General features: G+C 65.6%; 20 protein-coding genes and 1 pseudogene. 13 read left to right on the top strand and 8 right to left on the bottom strand.

Annotation, left to right across the window (positions count from 1 at the left end):
• Positions 1 to 637 precede the first annotated feature (637 nt).
• The 3 genes from BMZ43_RS16170 to BMZ43_RS16160 all read right to left on the bottom strand — a co-directional run bounded on the left by BMZ43_RS16170 (position 638) and on the right by BMZ43_RS16160 (position 5,277).
• On the bottom strand, positions 638 to 2,053 hold the full coding sequence (locus BMZ43_RS16170) for a sigma-54-dependent transcriptional regulator (RefSeq protein ID WP_064306792.1): 1,416 nt from the start codon (positions 2,051 to 2,053) through the stop codon (positions 638 to 640).
• 115 nt (positions 2,054 to 2,168) lie between these two features.
• The gene (locus BMZ43_RS16165; protein WP_064306791.1) at positions 2,169 to 5,117 is read right to left on the bottom strand and encodes a sensor histidine kinase; all 2,949 of its coding nucleotides are present in this window, start codon (positions 5,115 to 5,117) and stop codon (positions 2,169 to 2,171) included.
• On the bottom strand, positions 5,101 to 5,277 hold the full coding sequence (locus BMZ43_RS16160; protein WP_007159707.1) for a hypothetical protein: 177 nt from the start codon (positions 5,275 to 5,277) through the stop codon (positions 5,101 to 5,103). The genes BMZ43_RS16165 and BMZ43_RS16160 overlap by 17 nt, the downstream gene beginning before the upstream one ends.
• 104 nt (positions 5,278 to 5,381) lie before the next feature.
• Between BMZ43_RS16160 and BMZ43_RS16155 the strand changes: the two genes are divergently transcribed.
• Complete coding sequence (locus BMZ43_RS16155; RefSeq protein ID WP_064306790.1) at positions 5,382 to 5,798, top strand: VOC family protein; 417 nt, start codon at positions 5,382 to 5,384, stop codon at positions 5,796 to 5,798.
• On the opposite strand, the gene gluQRS is transcribed toward BMZ43_RS16155, so the two are convergent.
• On the bottom strand, positions 5,795 to 6,685 hold the full coding sequence (gene gluQRS, locus BMZ43_RS16150; RefSeq protein WP_064306789.1) for a tRNA glutamyl-Q(34) synthetase GluQRS: 891 nt from the start codon (positions 6,683 to 6,685) through the stop codon (positions 5,795 to 5,797). The genes BMZ43_RS16155 and gluQRS overlap by 4 nt on opposite strands.
• 68 nt (positions 6,686 to 6,753) lie before the next feature.
• A complete protein-coding gene (dksA, locus tag BMZ43_RS16145) occupies positions 6,754 to 7,197 on the bottom strand; it encodes an RNA polymerase-binding protein DksA (RefSeq protein ID WP_017640386.1) in 444 nt (147 codons plus the stop codon).
• A gap of 291 nt (positions 7,198 to 7,488) precedes the next feature.
• Between dksA and BMZ43_RS16140 the strand changes: the two genes are divergently transcribed.
• From BMZ43_RS16140 to deoA, 5 genes and pseudogenes are all read left to right on the top strand, one after another.
• A complete protein-coding gene (locus BMZ43_RS16140; protein ID WP_093254916.1) occupies positions 7,489 to 8,664 on the top strand; it encodes a pyridoxal phosphate-dependent aminotransferase in 1,176 nt (391 codons plus the stop codon).
• Positions 8,661 to 9,371, top strand: coding sequence for a DNA/RNA nuclease SfsA (sfsA, locus tag BMZ43_RS16135; RefSeq protein ID WP_093254913.1), 711 nt, complete (start codon positions 8,661 to 8,663; stop codon positions 9,369 to 9,371). Before BMZ43_RS16140 ends, sfsA begins: the two co-directional genes overlap by 4 nt.
• A 103-nt stretch (positions 9,372 to 9,474) precedes the next feature.
• Positions 9,475 to 10,736, top strand: a pseudogene (locus BMZ43_RS16130) (NupC/NupG family nucleoside CNT transporter).
• A gap of 71 nt (positions 10,737 to 10,807) precedes the next feature.
• A complete protein-coding gene (locus BMZ43_RS16125) occupies positions 10,808 to 11,221 on the top strand; it encodes a cytidine deaminase (RefSeq protein ID WP_059313342.1) in 414 nt (137 codons plus the stop codon).
• Positions 11,222 to 11,234: 13 nt separating this feature from the next.
• The gene (gene deoA, locus BMZ43_RS16120; RefSeq protein WP_093254910.1) at positions 11,235 to 12,545 is read left to right on the top strand and encodes a thymidine phosphorylase; all 1,311 of its coding nucleotides are present in this window, start codon (positions 11,235 to 11,237) and stop codon (positions 12,543 to 12,545) included.
• Between the two features lie 179 nt (positions 12,546 to 12,724).
• Here the strand turns inward: deoA and BMZ43_RS16115 are convergent, their stop codons facing one another.
• Together BMZ43_RS16115 and BMZ43_RS16110 are read right to left on the bottom strand one after the other, a co-directional pair.
• The gene (locus BMZ43_RS16115) at positions 12,725 to 13,537 is read right to left on the bottom strand and encodes a cyclic nucleotide-binding domain-containing protein (protein ID WP_093254908.1); all 813 of its coding nucleotides are present in this window, start codon (positions 13,535 to 13,537) and stop codon (positions 12,725 to 12,727) included.
• Positions 13,538 to 13,667: 130 nt separating this feature from the next.
• Positions 13,668 to 15,215, bottom strand: coding sequence for a bifunctional aminoglycoside phosphotransferase/ATP-binding protein (locus tag BMZ43_RS16110; protein ID WP_093254906.1), 1,548 nt, complete (start codon positions 15,213 to 15,215; stop codon positions 13,668 to 13,670).
• 153 nt (positions 15,216 to 15,368) lie between these two features.
• Here BMZ43_RS16110 and mrcB point away from each other — a divergent pair, with 153 nt between their 5' ends.
• Genes mrcB through BMZ43_RS16095 form a run of 3 tightly spaced genes read left to right on the top strand, consistent with a single transcriptional unit; the run spans position 15,369 to position 18,831 of the window.
• On the top strand, positions 15,369 to 17,711 hold the full coding sequence (gene mrcB / locus BMZ43_RS16105) for a penicillin-binding protein 1B (protein ID WP_093254904.1): 2,343 nt from the start codon (positions 15,369 to 15,371) through the stop codon (positions 17,709 to 17,711).
• Positions 17,712 to 17,722: 11 nt separating this feature from the next.
• Complete coding sequence (locus BMZ43_RS16100) at positions 17,723 to 18,505, top strand: tetratricopeptide repeat protein (RefSeq protein WP_177344817.1); 783 nt, start codon at positions 17,723 to 17,725, stop codon at positions 18,503 to 18,505.
• Positions 18,505 to 18,831: a YqcC family protein gene (locus BMZ43_RS16095; RefSeq protein ID WP_007159693.1), complete on the top strand. Its 327-nt coding sequence runs from the start codon at positions 18,505 to 18,507 to the stop codon at positions 18,829 to 18,831. The genes BMZ43_RS16100 and BMZ43_RS16095 overlap by 1 nt, the downstream gene beginning before the upstream one ends.
• A 1-nt stretch (position 18,832) precedes the next feature.
• Here the strand turns inward: BMZ43_RS16095 and BMZ43_RS16090 are convergent, their stop codons facing one another.
• Positions 18,833 to 19,297, bottom strand: coding sequence for a DUF4124 domain-containing protein (locus BMZ43_RS16090; protein ID WP_017638578.1), 465 nt, complete (start codon positions 19,295 to 19,297; stop codon positions 18,833 to 18,835).
• Between the two features lie 398 nt (positions 19,298 to 19,695).
• Here BMZ43_RS16090 and BMZ43_RS16085 point away from each other — a divergent pair, with 398 nt between their 5' ends.
• From BMZ43_RS16085 to pssA, 4 genes are all read left to right on the top strand, one after another.
• Positions 19,696 to 21,420, top strand: coding sequence for an acetolactate synthase 3 large subunit (locus tag BMZ43_RS16085; RefSeq protein ID WP_026083550.1), 1,725 nt, complete (start codon positions 19,696 to 19,698; stop codon positions 21,418 to 21,420).
• A 2-nt stretch (positions 21,421 to 21,422) separates the two neighbouring features.
• Positions 21,423 to 21,914, top strand: a complete 492-nt coding sequence (ilvN, locus tag BMZ43_RS16080; RefSeq protein WP_007159690.1) for an acetolactate synthase small subunit — start codon at positions 21,423 to 21,425, stop codon at positions 21,912 to 21,914.
• A 26-nt stretch (positions 21,915 to 21,940) separates the two neighbouring features.
• Entirely contained in the window at positions 21,941 to 22,957 is a 1,017-nt protein-coding gene (gene ilvC, locus BMZ43_RS16075; RefSeq protein ID WP_017638576.1) for a ketol-acid reductoisomerase, read from the top strand.
• Between the two features lie 165 nt (positions 22,958 to 23,122).
• Positions 23,123 to 23,977 carry a CDP-diacylglycerol--serine O-phosphatidyltransferase gene (gene pssA / locus BMZ43_RS16070; RefSeq protein WP_017638575.1) on the top strand — a complete coding sequence of 285 codons (855 nt, stop codon included), beginning with the start codon at positions 23,123 to 23,125 and terminating at the stop codon, positions 23,975 to 23,977.
• The last annotated feature ends 191 nt before the right edge of the window (positions 23,978 to 24,168 follow it).

Here is a 24,168-nt window from a genome sequence, read left to right as displayed (position 1 = left end):
AATAGATAAGGAGGGGATCTTGAACGAGGGAGGGGAGGCTGTCAAAGGCACTGGGGGAGCCGAAGCTCCCCCCCAAAGTGGTACGTGCTTTGTTTTTATTGTCTATCCAGACCTCTTGTTTTTCTTGTGTGGTCTGTCCCGTGCGGATACCGGCCGCCGGAAAGGCTCTGAAGTCTAGAGCCAAGAGCAAACGGATTACTTTGGAAGCTGATGCCGTCAGGATCATTCCTGCTCTGCCTGGTACGGGTGCTGCCTCGGGGCAGTTTTGTTGTTCTCTGGCCTGACATCGCGCGGACCATCCCGCTAGACGACTCTTCTCCAAAATGATCAGTTAGCTACGCCTCCGCCTGCTTGTTCTTGTTGTGCTGGAGTCGCTACGTCTTGTTTTTATTATGGAGGGGGTACGTTGTTATTGTTCTTGTACGAGAACATAAAGCAGATGCCGTGCCAGTTTTGAAAAATGCATTGAAATCAGTGGTTTGCGAAAAATGTAGCCTGTTTGCTTGGAGGCTACAGGCAAATTTTCGTTACCTCTGAACCCGCCGCCTGTTACGGCGGTAACACATTGCAAAGGATGAGGAGGCGGAGGGAGAGGGTGTTACCGCGGGACGTATCGGCTGTCACGTCCCGGCGCGGATCAGCTGGCGTCGCTGCTGGCACTGGCCTTGCGGCGCGGGATGCCCAGGCGCTGACGACGTTCCCACAGGCACTTGCGGCTGACGCCCAGCTTGCGGGCCAGCTCGGTCTCGGTCATGTGGTCCTGGTGTTCGAGCACGAAGTGTTGGAAGTAGTCCTCCAGCGACAGGTCCTCGGTGGGCTCGTGGGCGCCATTGCCGTTACCCAGGCCCGTGCTGGGCAGCGGATCCAGGTAGCTGTCGGCCAGCTCCAGCTCGCCGAGCTCGACGTCGATGCCCAGCTGATCTGCATTGATCTCCTGGCCTTCGCTGAGGATCACCGAGCGCTCGATGGCGTTCTCCAGCTCACGCACGTTGCCCGGCCAGCTGTAATGGCGGATGGCCGCCTCGGCTTCGGCGCCGAACTTGAGCCCCGGGCGACTCATGCGCGCCGATTGCCGCGCGAGGAACACTCGGGCGATCTCCATGACGTCGCCCCCGCGCTCGCGCAGGGCGGGCAGGCGCAGGGAGATGACGTTGAGGCGATAGAAGAGGTCTTCGCGGAACTGGCCGATCTTGGCCAGGCCCTTGAGATCCCGGTGGGTCGCGGCGATCAGGCGCACATCGACCTTTTGCGACTGCACCGAACCGACCCGGCGGATCTCGCCTTCCTGCAGCACGCGCAAGAGGCGTGCCTGGGCTTCCAGCGGCAATTCGCCGATCTCGTCGAGAAACAGGGTGCCGCCGTCGGCTGCCTCCACCAGGCCGGTGCGGCTGGCGCTGGCGCCGGTGAAGGCGCCCTTCTCGTGGCCGAAGAGTTCGGATTCGATCAGGGTTTCGGGAATGGCCGCGCAGTTGACCGAGATCAGCGGCGCCTTGGCCCGGCGCGACAGGTTGTGCAGCGCGCGCGCCACCAGTTCCTTGCCGGTGCCCGATTCGCCCTGGATGAGCACGGTGGAGTCGGTGGGGGCGACCTTGCGGATCTTGCCGAAGAGGTCCTGCATCGGCGCGCAGTTGCCGATGATGCCGATCTCGCCGGTGGCCGGCGGTGGTGTGACGCTTTCCTCGACGGCTACCGGCGGGCGCTGCTCGCGCTCCACCAGGATGCGCGCCACGGCCTGCAGCATCTCGTCGTGATCGAAGGGCTTGGCGATGTAGTCCACCGCGCCCTGCTTCATGGAATCGACCGCCGATCTCAGGCTGGCGTAGCTGGTCATGATCAGCACCGGCTTGCCCTTGGCGAGATCGATCATCTCGGTGCCGGGGGCGCCGGGCAGGCGCAGATCGCTGATGACGAGATCGAAGCTGGGGACGTCGTAGAGATCCTGGGCTTCCTGGACGGAGCCGGCTTCGCTGACGCGGAACTGGTTGCGCTCGAGCAGGCGGCGCAGCGCCGAACGGATGATCTTCTCGTCTTCGACAATCAGGATATGGGCCATCAAGTGCGCTCTCTTACGGGAAGGCAAGACGACCCACGCCAGGCAGCGTGTCTTGTCGCGGTCGTCTGGACTTCCGAATGCTTTAGCAGATCCATCCAGCAGGCGGATGGGTCCGTCACGGCGCCTCCGGCAACCCGAGATAGCGCGGCAGCAGTACCCGAATGCGGGTGCCCTGGCCGGTCACGGGGTCGGTAGGACTATCGATCATTATCTGACCATAATGCTCTTCTACGATGGAATAGACCAGCGCCAAGCCAAGCCCCGTCCCCTTGCCCGGATCCTTGGTGGTGAAGAAGGGTTCGAACAGGCGACTGACGATGGCCTTGGGGATGCCGCTGCCCTCGTCCTCGACGCTCAGGGTCACCGTCTGGCCATGGGCCTCGCTGCGCACCCGGATCGGCGCGCCGGCCGGAGAGGCATCCCGGGCGTTGGATAGCAGGTTGATCATGACCTGCACCAGGCGCTGGGGATCGCCTTGCACATAGTGCTCGGGGTCGCAGAGGTTGAAGAAGTCGACGTCCACGCTCTGGCGGTTGAGCGAGAGCAGGGCGATGGCTTCCTGGGCCGCCTCGGCTACACACACCGGTTCATGGGCCTGCTGGCGGCCACCGGCATGGGCGAAGCTCATCAGCGACTGGACGATGCGGGTGATGCGGCGGGTCTGCTCGATGATCTGGCTGCTGATCTCGTCGATCTCTTCGTCCGCTTCGCGTTCCTCGCGCAGATTCTGCGCCAGGCAGGCGATGCCGGTGACCGGGTTGCCGATCTCGTGGGCCACGCCGGCGGCCAGGCGGCCGATGGAGGCCAGGCGCTCGGAGTGGATCAGGCGGTCTTCCAGCAACTGGGTCTCGCTGATGTCTTCCACCACCAGCACGGTGCCGTTGCTGCCCACCGCCAGGGGTTCGTCGATGGTCGCCTTGTGCAGGTTGAGCCAGCGCTGCTCGTGTTCCTGGGGCAATCGCTGTTTGTAGAGGTGCTGCTGCGCCGGCTCGGCGAGAAAGCGTTCGAACAGGTTCTGCCAGGGATCGGGCAGGGCGCTCAGGCGCGAGCCCACCACCCGGGCGCCGTCGATGCCGGTGAGGTCTTCCATGGCGCGGTTCCACATGAGAATTTCGCGGTCCCGGGCCAGGGAGCAGACGCCCATGGGCAGTTCCTGCAGGGTCTGGCGGTGATAGCGGCGCAGGGCGTCCAGCTCGGCGGCGAGACCGGTCAGGCGCGACTGGTAGTCTTCCAGGCGGTTCTCGATGAAGTGGATGTCTTCGGTGGCATAGGCCTCGCTTTCCGCCTTGAACGGCAGAAAGGTCTCGACGATGTCCTGGGCGACCCGCGGGCCCATCAGGCCGGACAGGTTGGCCTCGATGCGATCGCGCAGGCGGCGCAGGGCATAGGGGCGGCGCTCGTCGTAGGGCAGCAGCAGATCGGCCAGGGCGCGCTCGACCTCCTTCTGCGCGGTCTTGGCACCGAGTGGCTTGGCCAGCTGGACGGCGAAGTCCTGGGGCGAGCCGGCCGCCAGTTCGCGGCGTTGCGGGCGGCGGACGTTGTCCACCGCGCAGGCCTCGGCGGCGCTCTTCTCTTCTTCGCTGGCTTCGGTGAACAGCGAGACCAGGGCGAACACCAGCACGTTGACGGTCAGCGAGGCCACGGCGGCGAGGTGCCAGTTGCTGGCGCTGATGCGATAGCTGAAGACGCCGATGTGCAGCGGATTGATGTCGGCCACCAGCGGCATGAGCATGCTCAGGAACCACAGGCCCAGGCCGCACAGCAGGCCGGCGATGAAGCCCTTGCGATTGGCCGTCTGCCAGTAGAGCACCGACAGCGCGCCGGGCAGGAATTGCACGGTGGCGACAAAGGAGACGATGCCCAGGCTGGAGAGGTCGCCATGGCCCTGCAGCAGACGATAGAAGCCATAGCTGCCAAGGATGATGGCGGCGATCAGCATGCGCCGGGTCATGCGCAGCCAGCGATAGATGTTGCCGTCGGTGGGCGGCTGGTAGAGCGGCAGCACGATGTGGTTGAGCAGCATGCCCGACAGCGCCATGGTCACCACGATGATCAGGCCGCTGGCCGCCGACAGCCCGCCGACGAAGGCCACCAGCGCCAGCAGCGGATTGTCCAGCGCCAGACCCACGCCCAGGGTGAAGTACTCCGGCGGCGTCGGCGAACCCAGCGCCAGGCCACCCCAGAGAATCGGCGGCACCGCCAGGCTGATCAGCAGCAGGAACAGCGGCAGCCCCCAACTGGCGCTGACCAGCGCCTGGGGACTGAGATTTTCGGTGAAGGCCATGTGGTACATGTGCGGGGTGACGATGGCCGCGGCGAAGAACACCAGCAGCAGGATCCGCCAGGGGCCTTCCTGCAGCGGGGTGTGCAGGGTGGAGAGGGCGCTCTGGTTCTGCTGCAGCCAGGTCTCCAGGCCGTTGGGCCCGCCGAACACGGTATAGAGGGTGACGCCGCCGACGATGCCCAGGGCCAGCAGCTTGACCAGGGATTCGAAGGCGATGGCCACCACCAGGCCTTCGTGGCGCTCCTTGGAGTTGATCTGGCGCGCGCCGAAGAGCATGGCGAACAGGGTGATCAGCAGGCAGAAGCCCAGCGCCGGGGCGTCCTGAGCGCGGGCCTGTACCAGGATGCCGGTGCTGGTGGCCACCGCCTGAATCTGCAGTGCCAGGAGCGGCAGCACGGCGATCAGCATACCCAGGCTGGTCAGGGCGCCGGCCCAGGTGCTCCGGAAGCGGAAGGCGAAGAGGTCGGCCAGGGACGCCAGCTGGTAGGCGCGGGTCAGCCGCAGGATGGGATAGAGCAATACCGGCGCCAGCAGAAAGGCGCCGCACAGCCCCAGGTAGTAGGCGAGAAAGCCGTAGCCGTAGTCGTAGGCCAGGCCCACGGTGCCGTAGAAGGCCCAGGCGCTGGCATAGACGCCCAGCGACAGGGTGTAGATCAGCGGATGGCGCACCAGCCGGCGCGGCACCCAGCCCTTCTCGGTCATCCAGGCGACACCGAAGAAGATCAGCAGGTAGCCGGCGCTGATCAGGACCAGTTGGGACAGACTAAAGCTCGTCGGCATCGCGCTGGCTCTGCAGGATGAAGGTCACCACGATGAGGATGAGCCACAGCAGGTAGGGGCGATACCAGGCGCCGCTGGGAGCGATCCACCAATCCATGATGGCGGGGGAGAACAGATAGATGCCTACCACGAGGAGCAGGACCAACCGGTAGATGTACATGCGCGGTTCCCGAACGGCGATGGCGCCATGGTAAAGCAAAAGCGCTATACCCCGGAGCGCCACGGTTCTACCGTGAAGGCCTCTTTATCCACTGGAGATCGACGATGACCAGGCCTCGCCTCGCCGCCGTGCTGGAAACCGCGCTCTATGCCGCCGATCTGCCCAGCGCCCGGCGCTTCTACGAGGAGGTGCTGGGACTGGCGCCTATGTTCGCCGACGAACGCCTGGCCGCCTATGCGGTGGGCGCCAGTGTGCTGTTGCTGTTCCAGCGGGGCACCACCGAGCAACCGGTCCGGCTGCCGGGCGGCTGCATTCCGTCCCATGGCGCCCAGGGCTGTCAGCACCTGGCCCTGGCGATCGGAGCGGACGAGCTGGAGCCCTGGATCGCGCACCTGGCGGCGGCCGGGGTAGCCATCGAAGCGCGCACCCAGTGGCCTCGTGGCGCGATCAGTCTGTACTTCCGCGATCCGGACGGACATCTACTGGAGCTGGCCACGCCAGGACTCTGGCCCAACTACTAGGCGGGCAGCTGGGCTTCGGCCAGGTGCGGAACCCGCGGGATCAGCGCGGCATCCCAGTGGGCGACGCCCCAGGCCAGCACCTTGGCCGGGGCTTCCTCGGCCAGCTCCGCACGGGTCGGCTGGCCCAGGGTGCGCAGGGCGCGTACCAGCAGGGCCCCGGCCTGCTCGGGCGGCAGCGGCGGCGAGCGGTAACTTTTGCCCAGCTTGTGGCCATCGGGCTGGATCAGCAGCGGGACGTGCAGATAGCGCGGCGCCGGATGGCCGAGCAATTCCTGCAGGTAGAGCTGGCGCGGCGTGGAGTCCAGCAGGTCGGCGCCGCGCACCACGTCGGTCATGCCCTGCAGGGCATCGTCCATCACCACGGCCAATTGATAGGCGATCAGGCCGTCGCGGCGCTGGATGACGAAGTCGCCCACCGCGCGACCCAGGTGCTGGCGGAATTCGCCCTGGACGCGATCGACGAAGCGGTAGTCCAGCTCCGGGACACGGATGCGGATAGCGGCGTCCGTCGCCGGCAGGCCGCGATTGCGGCAGTGCCCGGGGTAGAGGCCGCCACTGCCTTCGAGCTGCTTGCGCGAACAATCGCAGGCATAGGCCAGACCGCTGGCCAGCCACTGCGCGATGACCGCCCGATAGGCGTCCAGGCGTTCGCTCTGGCGCAGCACCGGACCGTCCCATTCGAAGCCGTAGGCTTCCAGGGTAGTGAGAATCGCCGCCTGGGCACCCGGGACCTCGCGCGGCGGATCCAGGTCTTCCATGCGTACCAGCCAGCGTCCGCCCGCGGCGCGGGCATCCAGATAGGAGGCGAGGGCGGCGACCAGCGAACCGAAGTGCAGATAGCCGCTGGGCGTGGGGGCGAAACGACCGACATAGGGGTGCCTGGACATAGCTCATCCTGTGAATGCCGGAAAGAACAAAGGGCGCCGTAGCGCCCTCGTCGGTGAGGCAGCGGGACTCAGGTCCCGGTCTGCTTCTCGCGGATCTCGGCCAGCGTCTTGCAGTCGATGCACAGACTGGCGGTCGGGCGGGCTTCCAGGCGACGGATGCCGATTTCCACGCCGCAGGAGTCGCACCAGCCGTATTCGTTGTCTTCGATCAGCTGCAGCGTCTCGTCGATCTTCTTGATCAGCTTGCGCTCGCGGTCGCGGGCACGCAGTTCCAGGCTGAATTCCTCTTCCTGGGTGGCGCGATCGGCCGGGTCGGCGAAGTTGGCCGCTTCTTCCTTCATGTGGTGCACGGTGCGATCGACTTCTTCGCGCAGTTCCTGCTTCCACTTGTTCAGAATGCCGGTGAAGTGGGCGCGCATGCGCTCACTCATGTATTCCTCGCCCTTGCTGGGCTGGTAGGGTTCGTAGCCACGGGCCAGATGATTGTTCTGCTGATTTGCTTCGCTGGGCATGATTGACCCTCTCACTTTCGCTGATCCTGTCCACAGGCTGGATGCGTTTCCAGGCCTCTCCATGTTGGAACGCCTGGGGGCTGTGGCTGCCGATGGCGTCCCGCGCAATGCCGACGCCAGGCTGAATATGTTCTCGACTGGCCAGTCGCCCTGCGGATGCAAGCCGGCGAACTTACCAGAAGCTTCCAGGGGGCGCTACTACCGGCCTCCCGCTCCTTGCCGACGCGGCGGATGCCGGTCTGCGAAGCCTTGGTTAGAATCCCGCCTTCGCCACAAGTTCGGACCCCTTCCATGTCCAATTCCTACAGCGCGCGCAGCCAGGCCATCGAGCCCTTCCATGTGATGGCCTTGCTGGAGCGCGCCAACCAGCTCCAGGCCGCCGGACACGACGTCATCCACCTGGAGATCGGCGAGCCCGATTTCACCACGGCCGCCCCGGTGGTCGCCGCTGGCCAGGCGGCCCTGGCGGCCGGTCAGACCCGCTACACCGCGGCCCGCGGCCTGCCGGAATTGCGCCAGGCCATCGCCGCCTTCTATGGCGAGCGTTATGGCGTCGACCTGGATCCGGAGCGGGTGCTGATCACCCCTGGCGGCTCGGGCGCGCTGCTGCTGGCCAGCGCCCTGCTGGTCGATCCCGGACGTCACTGGCTGCTGGCCGATCCCGGCTATCCTTGCAATAGGCACTTCCTGCGCCTGGTGGAAGGCGCGGCCCAGCTGATTCCGGTCGGCGCCGACACCCGCTATCAGCTCACCCCCGAGCTGGTCGAGCGGCACTGGCAAACCGACAGCGTCGGCGCCCTGGTGGCCTCGCCGGCCAATCCGACCGGCACCCTGCTCGATCGCGACGAACTCGCCGCGCTGTCGGCCGCGCTCAAGGCGCGTGGCGGCCATCTGGTGGTGGATGAGATCTACCACGGCCTGACCTACGGTCTGGACGCGCCCAGCGTGCTGGAAGTGGACGACACGGCCTTCGTGCTCAACAGCTTCTCCAAGTACTTCGGCATGACCGGCTGGCGCCTTGGCTGGCTGGTGGCACCGCGCGCCGCGGTGCCGGAGCTGGAAAAGCTGGCGCAGAATCTCTACATCAGCGCCTCCACCGTGGCCCAGCAGGCCGCCCTGGCCTGTTTCACCCCTGAAGCCATGGCCATCTTCGAAGCGCGTCGCGCCGAATTCGCCCGCCGCCGCGACTACCTGCTGCCGGCGTTGCGTGCCCTGGGCTTCAGGATCGCCGTCGAGCCCCAGGGCGCCTTCTACCTCTATGCCGACATCTCCGCCTTCGGCGGCGATGCCTATGCCTTCTGCCAGTTCCTGCTGGAGACCGAGCACGTGGCCATCACCCCGGGCCTGGACTTCGGTCGCCATCGCGCCGACACCCATGTGCGCTTCGCCTACACCCAATCGCTGCCGCGCCTGGAAGAGGCCGTTGCCCGCATCGCCCAGGGCCTGCAGCGCTGGAGTACCCGGTGAGATTCGAGCCGCCCCTGGAAGAGGGTCGCCTGCTGCGCCGCTACAAGCGCTTTCTCGCTGACATCGAAACCGCCAGCGGCGAGGTATTGACCCTGCATTGTCCCAATACCGGTTCCATGCTCCATTGCCAGCCGCCGGGCGCCCGCGTCTGGTTCAGTCGCGCCAGCGGCCCCAAGCGTAAGCTGCCCGGCACCTGGGAGCTGGTCGAGACGGATCATGGGCGATTGGCCTGCATCAATACTGCCCGGGCCAATCGCCTGGTGGAGGAGGCCTTGCTGGCCGGCGGCATTCCCGAACTGACTGGCTTCACCGCCCTGCGCCGGGAGGTAGCCTACGGTCTGGAAAACAGCCGCGCCGATTTCCGCCTGGAGTATCCCGCGGGGCCGCTGTACCTGGAGGTGAAGAGCGTCACCCTGGGCTTCGCCGATACCGCTATCGCCGCCTTTCCCGATGCGGTGACCACCCGCGGTACCCGCCATCTGCGTGAGCTGGCGGCGCTGGCCGCGGCCGGCGAGCGGGCGGTGCTGCTCTATTGCGTGCTGCTCGACGGCATCGAGGCGGTGCGTCCGGCGGCGGAAATCGATGCCGCCTATGCCCTGGCCCTGGGCGAGGCACGCCGGCAGGGCGTGCAGGTGCTGGCTTATGGGGCACGGCTCTCGCCCGCGGGTCTGCAACTGGACCGACCCCTGCGCCTGGCTGACCATTAGGTCAGCCAAAAGCTGATCGGTCGGACAGCTTCTGGCAGGCGCCTTGCTTGCGCTTGTCGCCCATCGATCGCCGCTACCGGGCGATCCTGTTAGGAGTCTCTTGATGATCTCTGTGTTGGGCATGCTGTTGCTGGTGGCCATCGCCATCCTCTTTTCCGCCAACGGCGCGCCATTCGCGTGCGTACCGTGCTCGCGGCCTTTCTGTTGCAGGCGGGGCTCGGCCTGTTCGTCCTCTACATTCCCTGGGGCCAGCAGGTGCTTGGCAGCGTCTCCGGCGCCGTCTCGTCGCTGCAGCTCTATGCCGACAAGGGCATCGAGTTCCTCTTCGGCGGCCTCGCCGGACCCAGGATGTTCGAGTACTTCGGTAACGGCGGCTTCGTCTTCGCCGTGCGGGTGCTGCCCTTGATCGTGTTCTTCGGCAGCCTGATCGCGGTGCTCTACTACCTGGGCATCATGGGCTGGATCATCCGTCTGGTGGGTGGAGCGCTGCATGCCCTGCTCGGTACCAGCCGGGTGGAGTCCACCACCGTTACCGCCACCCTGTTCCTCGGCCAGTCGGAAATGCCGCTGGTGGTGCGGCCCTTCATCGCCGAGCTCACCCGCTCGGAGCTGTTCGCCATCATGGTCGGCGGTTTCGCCGCGGTGGCCGGCTCGGTGCTGCTGGGCTACGCCGGCATGGGCGTGGAGCTCAAGTACCTGATCGCCGCCAGCTTCATGGCCGCGCCGGGTGGATTGCTGATGGCCAAGCTGATGGAGCCGGAGACCGAGCAGCCGCGCGACCAGGCCATGAAGACCCTGGGGGAGGGCGAGGAGCGCCCGGCCAACGTCATAGACGCAGCCGCCGAAGGCGCTCAGGTCGGTTTGCGCGTGGCCCTGGCGGTCGGTGCCATGCTGCTGGCCTTCATCGCCCTGATCGCCTTGCTCAACGGCATCCTCGGCTGGTGCGGTGCCTGGTTCGGCCTGCCGCAGCTGAGCATGCAGCTGGTGCTCGGCTATCTGCTGGCGCCGGTCGCCTTCCTGATCGGCGTGCCCTGGAGCGAGGCGGTGCAGGCCGGTGGCTTCATCGGCCAGAAGCTGGTGCTCAACGAATTCGTCGCCTATGCCGACCTCTCGACCTACCTGGATCCGCTCAAGGCGGCGGCAGCGGGGGTGCAACCCCTGTCGGCGCACACCCAGGTCATCGTCACCTTCGCCCTCTGTGGCTTCGCCAACCTGTCCTCCATCGCCATCCAGCTCGGCGGCCTGGGCGGCATCGCCCCCCAACGGCGTCACGAACTGGCCCAGTTGGGCCTGCGCGCCATGCTTGGCGGCACCCTGGCCAACCTGATGAGTGCGGCTTTGGCCGGCTTCTTTGTCAGCCTTTGAGTCGCGGCGGCCCGGTCGTCCGACCGGGCTACACTCACGCTCGCTCTTTTCGCTTTCCCGAGGTACTTCCCATGTCCGCTGTTCCTGCTGAAACCCTCGACCACCTGCTGACCGAGGCCGTCACCGCTTCCCAGCGTGCCTACTGCCCGCATTCCGAATTTCCCGTCGGGGCCGCCCTGCTGACGGCGGAGGGCACAGTCATCCATGGCTGCAACGTGGAAAACATCTCCTATGGCCTGACCAACTGCGCCGAACGCAGCGCTCTGTTCGCCGCCATCAGCCAAGGCCTGCCGCCACGCAGCTTCACCGCCATGGCCATCCATGCGCCAGGCGTTCCCCTGATCAGTCCCTGCGGTGCCTGTCGCCAAGTGCTGCTGGAGCTGATGGCGCCCGACGCGACCATCGTCTGCAGTGGCAGCGAGCCCGGCCGGACCCGTACCTGGACCCTGGCTGAGCTGCTGCCCGGCGCCTTCGACGACTTTTAAAGGATTTAAGCCCATGTGGCTCGCCCAGGAAGTGATCCGCCAGAAGCGCGATGGCCTGGAGCTGTCCGCTACGGACCTCCAGCGCCTGGTCCTCGGCATCGCCGACGACAGCCTCAGCGAAGGCCAGATCGCCGCCTTCGCCATGGCTACCCTGCTGCGCGGCATGACCGCCGCCGAACGTACCGCCCTGACCCTGGCCATGCGCGACAGCGGCCAGGTGCTGCACTGGGACCTGCCGGGGCCGGTGGTGGACAAGCATTCCACCGGCGGCGTGGGCGATCTCACCAGCCTGGTGCTAGCGCCGCTGCTCGCCGCCTGTGGCTGCCATGTGCCGATGATCTCCGGGCGCGGCCTGGGCCATACCGGCGGCACCCTGGACAAGCTGGAGAGCATCCCCGGCTATCGCATCCGCCCTGGCCTGGCGCGCTTTCGCCAGGTGGTGGCCGAGGTGGGTTGCGCCATCGTCGGCCCGGACGCCAATCTGGCCCCGGCCGATCGCCGCCTCTATGCCATCCGCGATGTCACCGCCACGGTGGAATCGGTGGACCTGATCACCGCCTCCATCCTGGCCAAGAAACTGGCTGCCGGCCTGGACGTGCTGGTGATGGACGTCAAGACCGGCGGCGGCGCCTTCATGGCCGGGAGGGAAGCGGCCCTGCGTCTGGCCGATAGCCTGGTCGAGGTCGCCGAGGCCGCGGGGGTGCGTACCCGCTCCCTGATCACTGACATGAGTCAGCCCCTGGCGCGCAGCGCCGGCAATGCCTTGGAAGTGGAGGAGGCCATCGCCCTGCTGGCCGGCGAGGTGCGCAGCGAACGACTCTGGCAGGTGATTCAGGCCCTGGCCGAGGAGACGCTGCAACTGGCCGGACTGGCAAGGGATGCCGCCACCGCCGAGCGCCTGGTGCTGGAGGCCTGGCAGAGCGGGGCCGCCCTGGCGCGTTTCGCCGCGATGAACCTGGCCCTGGGCGGCCCGTCCGACTTGACCGAGCGGCCCTGGCAGCATCTGCCCCGGGCTCAAGAGGTACGCGCCGTCCATCCGGCACGCCCGGGCTGGGTGCAGCAGGTCGATACCCGCGCCCTTGGCTTGCTGGTCGTCGAGCTGGGTGGCGGGCGGCAACGTCCGGAAGATGAAGTGGATCCCGCGGTGGGCCTGGCCGGCCTGGCGCTGCCAGGTGAGCGGGTGGACGAGAATCGGCCCCTGGGCCTGATTCATGCCCGTGACGCTGACAGTGCAGCGCGAGCTGCCCGGCAGTTGCAGGCGGCCTATGTCTTGGGGGAAGAGCGACCGGCTGATCCGGTGCCGGCCTTGCTGGATCGGCGCTAGCGCCAGATTTCAGGCAAAAAAAAGACCCGGCAGAGCCGGGTCCAAAACCGTGATTAGCCTGATGAGGAGATAACCCGAAAGACCACTGCTGGACCTCCAGTTATCGACCGATCTCGCGACCGGCTGAGTTGAATAATAACAATTCTCATTCCATCGTCAAGCGTATTCGAGAATATTTCTTAATTACTGGCGATTGGTCGCTCCGAGACGCTGCGCAGGCGGGTCACTTCTTTGTTCAGCGTGTCGATATGGCGCGCCATGTTCTCGATCAGGCTGTGGGCAATGCGCGGGGTGGTCTCCATCAGCGAGACGAACTGATCCTGGGGAATCACCAGCACGGTGCAGACCGTCTTGGCGATCACGCTGGCGGTGCGCGGCGTATGGGTGAAGACCGCCAGGGCACCGACGATCTCGTCCTGGCAGACCTCGCCGACCTTGCAGCCGTCCACCCAGGCCTCGGCATGTCCTTCGGTGATGACGAAGACATGCTCGGCGGAATCGCCCTGGCGGATGATGACCTCGCCGGCGGCATAGCGCCGGAAGCCGGTGGCCGGCTGGGTGACCGGCGGCTTGAGGCGGATCAGCGCCTGCGCCAGCAGCGATTGCTGGCCCAGCAGGTACCTCAGCAGGGCATCGCGCTGAGCCGGGGTGGCGGTCGCCGCCGCGAGAAAGGTCTCGCGGTCATAGGGCAGCACCAGGACGTCGGCCTCGCTCTCGTAAATGAGGATCGGCAGATCCAGGGTGCGCCCGAGGCCGATCAGGTCGCCTTCGCCGAGCTGGAACAGCGCCCGCTGATCCAGGACCACCCGCAACGGGCCACGCTGGATCAGATAGACCTCGTCGTTGCGCATCCAGTCCTGCAACAGGGCGGCGGGAGTCAGCTGCAGCGGCTGCCGACTCGGCGCCACACCACTGACCAATTGCGCCGGAATGGCCTGCAGCGCCTGACGCAATTGATCGACATAGGGAGGCTGATCGCCGATGAGGTACATGGTGCCAATTCCTTCTTGTTACGCAGAGGTTGTGACGTGGGTCGCACGATAAGCCGCTCGTCGGCGACCGTAAATCCACAACTCCACGGGCTGTGACGGAACGCTTGTTCTGCCCCCCAGGAGGTCGTGGTCAGGCCTGGGCGCGACCCAGTCGGCGCAGCAGGCGAGCCGGCAAGGCCTCCAGTTGCCCGGCGCGTCCCAGCTCCACCACCAGCGCGCGATCCTGCTCGGCTGGTTCGAGCGGATCCTGGGCCTGGCGCTGGGCCGCCACCACCGCGAGGGTGGCTTCGGAAGGATCGGTTCCCTCGGCCTGGCGCTCCTGCAGCCAGCGGGCGATGAGTTCATCGTCCGCCTGGCAGTCGATGATCAGCAGGGGCGCGGCCTGGGCCTCGGCGAGTGCCTGGGCCGCGGTACGCTGGCCCTGCTTGAGGTAGGTGGCGTCGAGCACCAGCGGATAGCCGGCCGCCAGCACCTGGGCGCCGATCTCGTGCAGCCGCGCATAGGTGGCTTCGCCGGCCGCCGCGCTGTAGCGGGTGGCCTCGTCGCTGTCGGCATAGAGGCGCTGGCGCTCGACATCGGATCTCAGGCGAATGGCACCGAGCGCCTCGACCAGGGCCAGGGCCACGGTGCTCTTGCCGATGCCCGAGACACCATGCATCACCGCCGCGAAGGGCTGGGGCACCTGGGTGTAGCCCTCGGCCAGTGCCGTGTAGCTGCGATAGCTGGCGAGGATCTCGGCTCGCAGTGCCGGCTCCTCGGCCTGGCCCAGGCGGAAGAGGGCGATCTTGGCACGCACCATGGCGCGGTAGGCTTTATAGAAGTCGAGCAGGGCGAGGCCGCTGTAGTCGCCGGTCGCCTCGAAGTAGGCGTTGACGAATCTGTTGCTCAGCGTCTTGAGTCCGCGGTCTTCCAGGTCCATGGCCAGGAAGCCGGCATCGCCCATGGTGTCGGTCAGGCGGAAGGGCTCGTTGAACTCGATGCAGTCGAACAGCACCACCTCGCCATCGAGCAGGGTGGCGTTGGCCAGGTGGATGTCGCCGTGGCATTCGCGGATGAAGCCGTCCCGGCAGCGGGCCTCGAACAGCGGCAGCAGGCGCGCGTAGCTGGCTTCGGCCCAGGCTTCGAGCTGGTCGAGCTGGTCGAGATCGGCCGCCTCGTTGAGCATGGCGCGGATCTGCTCGAAATTCTGCCGTACCGGCGCCATGGCGGCGTCCGGGGTGCACAGCGGATGCGTGGTCGCCACCTGGGGCGCCGACAGGTGGAAGCGGGCGATCTGAGCGGCCAGGGCGTCGATGTGCGCCTGGGTCAGTTCGCCGCGCTGCTGCACCTCGCTGAGCAACTGGCTCTGCGGGAATTCGCGCATGCGCAGGGCGTATTCGATGACCGGACCGCTGCCGCCCAGTTCGGGGGCGCCTTCGCTGCCGGTGATGGCCACCACGTCCTGATAGAGGTCGCGGGTCAGACGCTGATTGAGTCGCAGCTCCTCGCGGCAGAAGTGGCCGCGGGCCTCTAGGTCAGTGAAGTCGAGGAAGCCGAAATTCACCGGCTTCTTGATCTTGTAGGCGACCTCGCCGGTCAGCACGACCCAGGAAATATGGGTTTCGATGACCCGGAACGCCGAGGTGGGATGGGGATAGAGCGCCGGGTTCTGCAGGGCGGAAATCAGGAGCTGGCTCACGGGCGGTCCTTGTAGGGAATGGATGGCGGCATTATCGCTGCCAGGGCTGCCTGCGCAAGCCGCGACACCGGGAAGGGGCGTCCTTGAACCCCAGCTGACGAAGCGCTGGCGCGCCGCTGTCGGCCACCGGGCAAGTGCGTATAATGCGCCGCCATGAAGCGACCCCGATCCTCTCGTTCCCGCAAGCGCAAGACCTTTGACTGGCGCCGCCTGTCCGGCTGGGCAGTCAAGCTTGGTCTGGTCGCGCTGGTAGCCCTGGCTGGCGTATGCATCTATCTGGATGCCGTGGTCCAGGAAAAATTCTCCGGCAAGCGCTGGACCATTCCGGCCAAGGTCTATGCCCGGCCGCTGGAGTTGTTCAACGGCGTCAAGCTCAGCCGTGACGACTTCCTCACCGAACTCGATGCCCTCGGCTATCGCCGCGAAAAGACCGTGGATGGCCCCGGCAGCGTCTCCGTGGGTGCCTCCACGGTCGAGCTGAATACCCGCGGCTTCCAGTTCTACGAAGGCGTCGAGCCGGCCCGGGCGATCCGCGTGCGTTTCGCCGGCGGCACCGTCTCCGGCATCAGCGCCCTGGATGGCAGCAATCTCGCCGTGGCTCGTCTCGAACCGCTGATGATCGGTGGCATCTATCCGGCGCATAACGAGGATCGCATCCTCATCAAGCTCGACCAGGCGCCAGCGCATCTGGTCGATGGCCTGGTGGCCGTCGAGGACCGCGAGTTCTGGCATCACCATGGCGTCTCGCCCAAGTCCATCGCCCGGGCGGTCTGGGTCAATGCCACCAGCGGCCAGGTGCGCCAGGGCGGCAGTACCCTGACCCAGCAGCTGGTCAAGAACTTCTACCTCACCAACGAGCGCAGCATCACCCGCAAGGGCACCGAAGCCCTGATGGCGCTGCTGCTGGAGCTGCATTACAGCAAGCAGGAGATCCTCGAGGCCTATCTCAACGAGGTGTTCCTCGGTCAGGACGGCTCGCGCGCCATCCACGGCTTCGGCCTGGCGGCCCAGTACTTCTTCGGCCAGCCCTTCAGCGAACTGAAACTGCATCAGGTCGCCCTGCTGGTCGGCCTGGTGAAGGGCCCGTCCTACTACAACCCGCGCCGCTACCCCGAGCGCGCCATGACCCGCCGCAACCTGGTACTCGACCTCATGGCCGAGCAGGGCGTGGTCAGCGCCACCGAGGCCGAGGCCGCCAAGGCGCGCCCGCTGGGCATCACCAAGGCTGGCAGCCTGACCAACAGCTCCTTCCCGGCCTTCGTCGACCTGGTCAAGCGTCAGCTCAAGCAGGACTACCGCGACGAAGACCTCACCGAAGAAGGGCTGCGCATCTTCACCAGCTTCGATCCGATCCTGCAGACCAAGGCCGAAGCGGCCATGGCCGAGGCTTTGAAGCGCATCGATGGTCGCAAGGGCGCGGAAAACGTCGAGTCGGCCATGGTGGTGACCAATCCGGAAACCGGTGAGGTCCAGGCGCTGCTGGGTGGCCGCGATCCGCGTTTCGCCGGCTACAACCGCGCCCTCGATGCGGTGCGCCAGGTCGGTTCGCTGATCAAGCCGGCGGTCTATCTCACCGCCCTGGAGCGCCCCAGCAAGTACACCCTGACCACCCTGATCCAGGACGAGCCCTTCTCGGTCAAGGGCGCCGACGGCCAGGTCTGGCGGCCACAGAACTACGAGCACAAGGCACACGGCACCATCTTCCTCTACCAGGGGCTGGCGCATTCCTACAACCTTTCCACGGCACGCCTGGGCCTGGACCTCGGGCTGCCCGAGGTGCTCAAGACCGTCGAGCGGCAGGGCGTGAGTCGCGCCCTGCCGCCCTATCCGGCGACCCTGCTCGGGGCCGGCGCTCTGACGCCCATGGAAGTGGCGACGATGTACCAGACGTTGGCCAATGGTGGCTTCAATACGCCGTTGCGCAGCATCCGCAGCGTGCTCGATGCCAATGGCGAGCCGCTCAAACGCTATCCCTTCCAGATCGAGCAGCGCTTCGATACTGGCGCCATCTACCTGGTGCAGTACGCCATGCAGCGCGTCATGCGCGAGGGCACCGGGCGCTCGGTCTACAACCAGATCCCCACCAGCGTGAATCTGGCGGGCAAGACCGGTACCACCAACGATTCCCGCGACAGCTGGTTCTCCGGCTTCAGCCAGGATCTGCTGGCGGTGGTCTGGCTGGGTCGCGACGACAATGGCAAGACGCCGCTGACCGGTGCCACCGGTGCGCTGCAGGTCTGGAGCAATTTCATGCGCCGCGCCGATCCGGCCTCTCTGGACATGCCGGTGCCGGACAACATCACCCAGGCCTGGGTCGATGCCACCACTGGCCGCGGCACGGATCCTTCGTGTCCCAATGCCGTGCAGATGCCTTATATTCGCGGCAGTGAGCCGCCACCGGGTGCCTCCTGTGGCGCACCGGCCGCGCCCGCCACGGGCGGGAACGGCAACGGAGGCAATCCGGTCATGGATTGGGTCAAGGGCTGGTTGAATTGAGAGGTCGCAAGGTGACGAAAGCAGTCTGGCCGGTGGTGATCGCCGGTGTTCTCCTCGCGGGTTGCGCCGCGCCGCAACGTGGTGCCATCCCCGTGGTCGATTCGGGCGGTCCGGTGTCCAACGGCGAACTCTATCGCCAAGGCAACAACCGACCCCTGCCGGCGCAACGCCAGGCCCCGGTGGCGGCAGCGCCCAGCGCGCCGGCCGATACCGGGGTGACCGTCATGGTACCGGGCGGCAGTTCCGCGCCCCTGGAAACCTATGCCGCGCCAGCGGCCTCGGCGCCGCTGATCACCTCGTCCAGCCCCAGCCCCAGCGCCCCGCCCACCCAGGCGCCGGTGCAGCCGAGCTATTCGCAGCCGGTCTATCCGCCCGCTACGCAAAACGGTTCCACAGCGGCCAACAGGGCGCCGACCGGAATTCCGTCCGCGAGTAACTCCAGTGGCGGCGGTCTCGCCGCCGACGAACAGCTCGATGGTCCGGTGCTGGCGCTGCTGACCACCGCCCAGCAACAGCAGAGCGGCGGCGATCTCAACGGCGCTTCTTCGAGTCTGGAACGAGCCCAGCGTATCGCTCCGCGCGAGCCCCAGGTCCTCTATCGCCTGGCCCAGGTACGCCTGGCCCAGAACGATCCCGCCCAGGGCGAGCAACTGGCCAGGCGCGCCCTGACCTATGCCAACGGGCGGCCGGCCCTGCAGGCCAGTCTCTGGCAGCTGATCGCTCAGGCCCGCGAGGCCCAGGGCGATGCCTCCGGGGCCGCTCTGGCCCGGCAGAAGGCCCAGGTGGGTACCTGATGGACGAGCGCCTGCCCGCCCTGGCCGATCAGCTGCTGCAGATCGAACGTGAATTGCGCCTGCTCGGCTGGTGGTCGGCGCAGGCGCCGAGCGCGGAGGCCCTGGCCAGCCAGGAGCCCTTCTGCGTGGATACCCTGAGTTTCGCCCAGTGGCTGCAGTGGATCTTCGTGCCGCGGATGAAGCTGATCATCGAAAGCGATGCGGTCCTGCCGGCGCGCTCGGGCATCCGGCCGATGGCCGAGATGGTCTATCAGGGCAATCTCGATCCGGTCCTGCCCCTGCTCGCGTCCCTGGCCGAATTCGACCGCATCATCGAAAGCGCCTGAGCTACTTGCCGCAGTTCTGCTCGATGGACAGCTGGGTGTCGGCCAGGCGCTGCTGACGTTCCTCTTCGCTCAGCCGCCGCGTCTCGCCCCGACCGGACTGCACCAGGATGCGCGGGTTGTTGCGCAGTTGTGCCAGATTCTGCCGCGCCTGATCGCACTGCTCCTTGAGCTTGTTCTGTTCCTCGCGCACCTGGGCCTTCACCCGTCGATCCAGTTCCTGTTGCTGGGCATCATTGGACACCGACGGTTGCTGGGTGCCGTTGGGCATCTTGTAGGTGGGCGCGCTGCCCCCGCCATTGATCTGCGGCGCCGTCTTCACGTCCACCTCCTTGGCCTTCTGGCCCTCGGGCGGCTGGGCACTGAAATGGGTGATGCCCTTGTCGTCGGTCCACTTGTAGACCTGCGCGGCCTGGGCGGACAGGCTGCAGGCGAAAGCCAGGGCGGAAAGCCAGAAGATCGAGCGCATGAGAATCCTGGAAGGGCAGAGGACAGGACTTCACTATAAGAGGAGACGTCGACCTTTTCATCACGGCTGATCGCCGACGACCGATTGCGCCCGGTTGCACCTTTCGGCTTGACTTGCACCGGACGAATGCGAACAATCCAAAGTTCGCTGTAGCGAGTCGGCCCAAAGCTGACTGCTCGGCAGACCATGAGGTGCCTACCCGCGCCGCCACAGTCAAATACCCTGCACCGCGTTACCTCGCGTCGGGTGGAAGCTCCAGCATTCATCGGAATCTTCCAACAAGGCTTTCTAGGCAGCTGAATCGTCGGTGACCACCGTCGCCCATGCTCTGCCTTGCAGTCAACCGAACCTTGAGCGTCCACCGATGGGCGCTCGCCATGCGTGGAATGAGGTGATACGTGGAGCTATTAACTGGCGCTGAGATGGTCGTCCGCTTCTTGCGCGACGAGGGCGTGAAACACATCTACGGGTACCCGGGCGGTGCCCTGCTGCACATCTACGACGCCCTGTTCAAGGAACCGGCGCTCAACCACATCCTGGTTCGCCACGAGCAGGCCGCCACCCACATGGCCGACGGCTATGCCCGCGCCACCGGCAAGGCCGGTGTGGTCCTGGTGACCTCCGGTCCCGGTGCGACCAATGCCATCACCGGCATCGCCACCGCCTACATGGACTCCATTCCCATGGTCGTCCTGTCCGGTCAGGTGCCGAGCAACATGGTGGGCACCGACGCCTTCCAGGAAACCGACATGGTCGGTATCTCCCGGCCGATCGTGAAGCACAGTTTCATCATCAAGCACCCCTCCGAGATCCCCGAAGTCCTCAAGAAGGCCTTCTACCTCGCCGAGTCCGGGCGTCCCGGTCCCGTGGTGGTCGACATCCCCAAGGACATGGGCGATCCGACCAAGAAATACGAATACGTCTATCCGAAGAAGATCAAGCTGCGCTCCTACAATCCGGCGCAACGCGGTCACTCCGGGCAGATCCGCAAGGCCGTCGAGATGCTGGTAGCGGCCAAGCGTCCCATCCTCTACGCCGGTGGTGGCGTCATCCTCGGCGGTGCCTCCGCGGCCCTCACCGAGCTGGCACGCCTGCTCAACCTGCCGGTCACCAACACCCTGATGGGTCTCGGCGGCTATCCGGGCAGCGACCGCCAGTTCCTCGGCATGCTCGGCATGCACGGCAGTTACCCGGCCAACCTGGCCATGCACCACAGCGACGTCATCCTCGCCGTGGGTGCGCGCTTCGATGACCGCGTCATCAACGGCGCCACGCGCTTCTGCCCGAACGCCAAGATCATCCATGTCGACATCGACCCGGCGTCGATCTCCAAGACCATCAAGGCCGACGTGCCCATCGTCGGTCCGGTCGACAGCGTCCTCGCCGAGATGGTCGCCGTGGTCCGCGAGCTGAGCGAGAAGCCCCATGCCGAAAGCCAGGCCGCCTGGTGGAAGCAGATCGAGGAATGGCGCGGCGGCCGCGAGATGTTCCCCTACAACAAGGGCGACGGCAGCATCATCAAGCCGCAGACCGTCATCGAGACCCTGTACGACGTCACCGCGGGCGATGCCTACATCACCTCCGATGTCGGCCAGCACCAGATGTTCGCCGCCCAGTACTACCGCTATGACAAGCCCAATCGCTGGATCAACTCCGGCGGCCTCGGCACCATGGGCTTCGGCTTCCCGGCGGCCATGGGTGTCAAGCTCAACTTCCCGGACGCTGATGTCGCCTGCGTCACCGGCGAAGGCAGCGTGCAGATGAACATCCAGGAGCTCTCCACCTGCATGCAGTACGACCTGCCGGTGAAGATCGTCTGCCTCAACAATGGCGCCTTGGGCATGGTCCGCCAGTGGCAGGACATGCAGTACAGCAGCCGCTACTCCCACTCCTACATGGAATCCCTGCCGGACTTCGTCAAGCTGGCCGAGGCCTATGGCCACGTCGGCATGCGCATCGAGCGTCTGGAAGACCTCAAGCCGATGATGGCCGAGGCCTTCGCCATGAAGAATCGCCTGGTCTTCCTCGACATCGCCGTGGACAACACCGAACACGTCTATCCGATGCAGATCAAGGATGGCGCGATGCGCGACATGTGGCTGAGCAAGACGGAGCGGACCTGAACATGAGACACATCATCTCCCTGCTGCTGGAAAACGAGCCCGGCGCCCTGTCCCGCGTGGTCGGCCTGTTCTCCCAGCGCAACTACAACATCGAAAGCCTCACGGTCGCCGCGACCGAGGATCCGACCCTGTCGCGCCTGACCCTGACTACCATCGGCCAGGAAGAGACGGTCGAGCAGATCACCAAGAACCTCAACAAGCTCATCGAGGTAGTGAAACTGGTCAACCTGTCAGAGAGTGCTCACATCGAGCGCGAACTCCTGCTGATCAAGGTCAAGGCCACCGGCGCACAGCGCGCCGAGGTCAAGCGCACCACCGATATCTTTCGCGGCCAGATCGTCGATGTCGGCAGTAGCGTGTATACCATTCAGCTGGCGGGCACCAGCGAGAAGATCGACAGCTTCATCCAGGCGATCGGTGCCGCGTCCATCCTCGAGGTGGTGCGTAGCGGCGTGACCGGAATTTCCCGTGGCGACAAAGCCCTGAGCATCTGATACCCCCTTTTCCAGGAGAACCTGCAATGCGCGTTTACTACGACAAAGACTGTGACCTTTCCATCATCCAGGGCAAGAAGGTCGCCATCATCGGCTACGGCTCCCAGGGCCACGCCCACGCCTGCAACCTGAAGGACTCCGGCGTCGACGTCGTCGTCGGTCTGCGCAGTGGCTCGGCCACCGTGGCCAAGGCCGAGGCCCATGGTCTGACCGTCAAGCCGGTCAAGGACGCCGTCGCCGCCGCTGACGTGGTCATGATCCTGACCCCCGACGAATTCCAGTCCAAGCTGTACAAGGACGAGATCGAGCCGAACCTGAAGCAGGGTGCCACCCTGGCCTTCGCCCACGGTTTCGCCATCCACTACAACCAGGTCGTGCCCCGCGCTGACCTGGACGTCATCATGATCGCCCCCAAGGCCCCGGGTCACACCGTGCGTTCCGAGTTCGTCAAGGGCGGCGGCATCCCTGATCTGGTCGCCGTCCACCAGGACGCTTCCGGCAATGCCAAGAACGTTGCTCTGTCCTACGCCTGCGGCGTCGGCGGCGGCCGTACCGGCATCATCGAAACCACCTTCAAGGACGAGACCGAAACCGACCTGTTCGGCGAGCAAGCCGTGCTGTGCGGTGGTGCGGTCGAGCTGGTCAAGGCCGGTTTCGAAACCCTGGTCGAAGCCGGCTACGCGCCGGAAATGGCCTACTTCGAGTGCCTGCACGAGCTGAAGCTGATCGTTGACCTCATGTATGAAGGCGGCATCGCCAACATGAACTACTCGATCTCCAACAACGCCGAGTACGGCGAGTACGTGACCGGCCCCGAGGTGATCAACGCCGAGTCGCGCGCCGCCATGAAGAATGCGCTCAAGCGCATCCAGAACGGCGAGTACGCCAAGATGTTCGTTGCCGAGGGCGCGTCCAACTACGCCTCCATGACCGCCTACCGTCGCAACAACGCGGCTCACCCGATCGAGCAGGTCGGCGAGAAGCTGCGTGCCATGATGCCCTGGATCGCGTCGAACAAGATCGTTGACAAGACCAAGAACTGATCGGGCAGGGCGCTTGCCCTGAAACGAACGGTAAAAGACGCGGCCTCGGCCGCGTTTTTCATTGCACTGCCCACGACCCCGGCAATGCCTTAGCATGGGAGGTTAGGCTGAACCCTATCCTCAAGAGGTCAGTCCAATCCGTCAGGTAATGCCCAAGGAAAATCCATGAGCGAGCGTCCCGAAGAAACCCCGTCCAACACCAACACCGACGGCCTCATCCCCGTGGATGAACACATCGAGGAGACGCAGGACGCCCAGGGTCGCAAGATCAGACGCCGTGGCGTGTACCTGCTGCCCAATCTCTTCACCACCGCGGCGCTCTTTGCCGGCCTTTATTCCATCATCAAGGGTGTCGCGGCGCAGACCGCCTTCATCCAGGGGCAGTACGAGATTGCCTCCGCCGGCTTCTCGGCCGCCGCCGCCGCCATCTTCATTGCCATGGTCCTCGATGGCCTGGATGGCCGCGTCGCCCGCATGACCAATACCCAGAGTGCCTTCGGCGAACAGTACGACTCGCTCTCCGACATGGTCGCCTTTGGTGTCGCGCCGGCCATCCTGGCCTTCCAGTGGGCCCTGAGCGGCCTGGGCAATGTCGGCTGGGCCGTCGCCTTCATCTATGTAGCGGGCGCCGCCTTGCGCCTGGCTCGCTTCAACACCCAGATCGGTTCGGTGGACAAGCGCTACTTCATCGGTCTGGCCAGTCCTTCTGCGGCTGCCCTGGTGGCCGGTACCGTCTGGTGCTTCAGCGACTTCGGCATTCAGGGCTCCAAGCTGTCCCTGCTGGTGGCCCTGATGGTCGCTGCTGCCGGCATGCTCATGGTCAGCAACTTCAAGTATTGGAGCTTCAAGACCCTGGGTCTGAAGGGACGGGTGCCCTTCGTGGTCATCCTGATCGCCGTACTGGTCTTCGCCGTGGTCTTCACCGACCCGCCACGCGTTCTGCTGCTGGGCTTCCTGGCCTACGCGGTTTCCGGACCCTTCACCACCCTCTGGCGCAACCGCCGTATCGGTCGGGCCTAGGGGGCTATAAGAGAAGGGGCTGCGCGAGCAGCCCCTTCTTTTTTGGCTTTTTGAAAATAAGCTGTTGACCTGCTCCGAAACTCCCCTATAATGCGCCCCACTTCCGGCGCAGACGCTGAAGCGGCTTGAAAATCAAGCACTTAGGTCTGAGCCGGGCGAGGGGTCCACGGATTCTTCGCCATTTGGCTCTC

It is taken from the genome of Pseudomonas sp. Snoq117.2 (assembly GCF_900110545.1).
Classification (GTDB): Bacteria; Pseudomonadota; Gammaproteobacteria; order Pseudomonadales; family Pseudomonadaceae; genus Chryseomonas; species Chryseomonas benzopyrenica.
The sequence above is the reverse complement of the archived record's forward strand: the minus strand, read 5'-3'. Positions and strand labels throughout refer to the sequence as shown.

Coding starts and splice junctions, on each gene's coding strand:
- BMZ43_RS16170 (WP_064306792.1), bottom strand. CDS start 2,053: ATGGCCCATATCCTGATTGTCGAAGACGAGAAGATCATCCGTTCGGCG.
- BMZ43_RS16165 (WP_064306791.1), bottom strand. CDS start 5,117: ATGCCGACGAGCTTTAGTCTGTCCCAACTGGTCCTGATCAGCGCCGGC.
- BMZ43_RS16160 (WP_007159707.1), bottom strand. CDS start 5,277: ATGTACATCTACCGGTTGGTCCTGCTCCTCGTGGTAGGCATCTATCTG.
- BMZ43_RS16155 (WP_064306790.1), top strand. CDS start 5,382: ATGACCAGGCCTCGCCTCGCCGCCGTGCTGGAAACCGCGCTCTATGCC.
- gluQRS (WP_064306789.1), bottom strand. CDS start 6,685: ATGTCCAGGCACCCCTATGTCGGTCGTTTCGCCCCCACGCCCAGCGGC.
- dksA (WP_017640386.1), bottom strand. CDS start 7,197: ATGCCCAGCGAAGCAAATCAGCAGAACAATCATCTGGCCCGTGGCTAC.
- BMZ43_RS16140 (WP_093254916.1), top strand. CDS start 7,489: ATGTCCAATTCCTACAGCGCGCGCAGCCAGGCCATCGAGCCCTTCCAT.
- BMZ43_RS16125 (WP_059313342.1), top strand. CDS start 10,808: ATGTCCGCTGTTCCTGCTGAAACCCTCGACCACCTGCTGACCGAGGCC.
- deoA (WP_093254910.1), top strand. CDS start 11,235: ATGTGGCTCGCCCAGGAAGTGATCCGCCAGAAGCGCGATGGCCTGGAG.
- BMZ43_RS16115 (WP_093254908.1), bottom strand. CDS start 13,537: ATGTACCTCATCGGCGATCAGCCTCCCTATGTCGATCAATTGCGTCAG.
- mrcB (WP_093254904.1), top strand. CDS start 15,369: ATGAAGCGACCCCGATCCTCTCGTTCCCGCAAGCGCAAGACCTTTGAC.
- BMZ43_RS16095 (WP_007159693.1), top strand. CDS start 18,505: ATGGACGAGCGCCTGCCCGCCCTGGCCGATCAGCTGCTGCAGATCGAA.
- BMZ43_RS16090 (WP_017638578.1), bottom strand. CDS start 19,297: ATGCGCTCGATCTTCTGGCTTTCCGCCCTGGCTTTCGCCTGCAGCCTG.
- ilvN (WP_007159690.1), top strand. CDS start 21,423: ATGAGACACATCATCTCCCTGCTGCTGGAAAACGAGCCCGGCGCCCTG.
- ilvC (WP_017638576.1), top strand. CDS start 21,941: ATGCGCGTTTACTACGACAAAGACTGTGACCTTTCCATCATCCAGGGC.
- pssA (WP_017638575.1), top strand. CDS start 23,123: ATGAGCGAGCGTCCCGAAGAAACCCCGTCCAACACCAACACCGACGGC.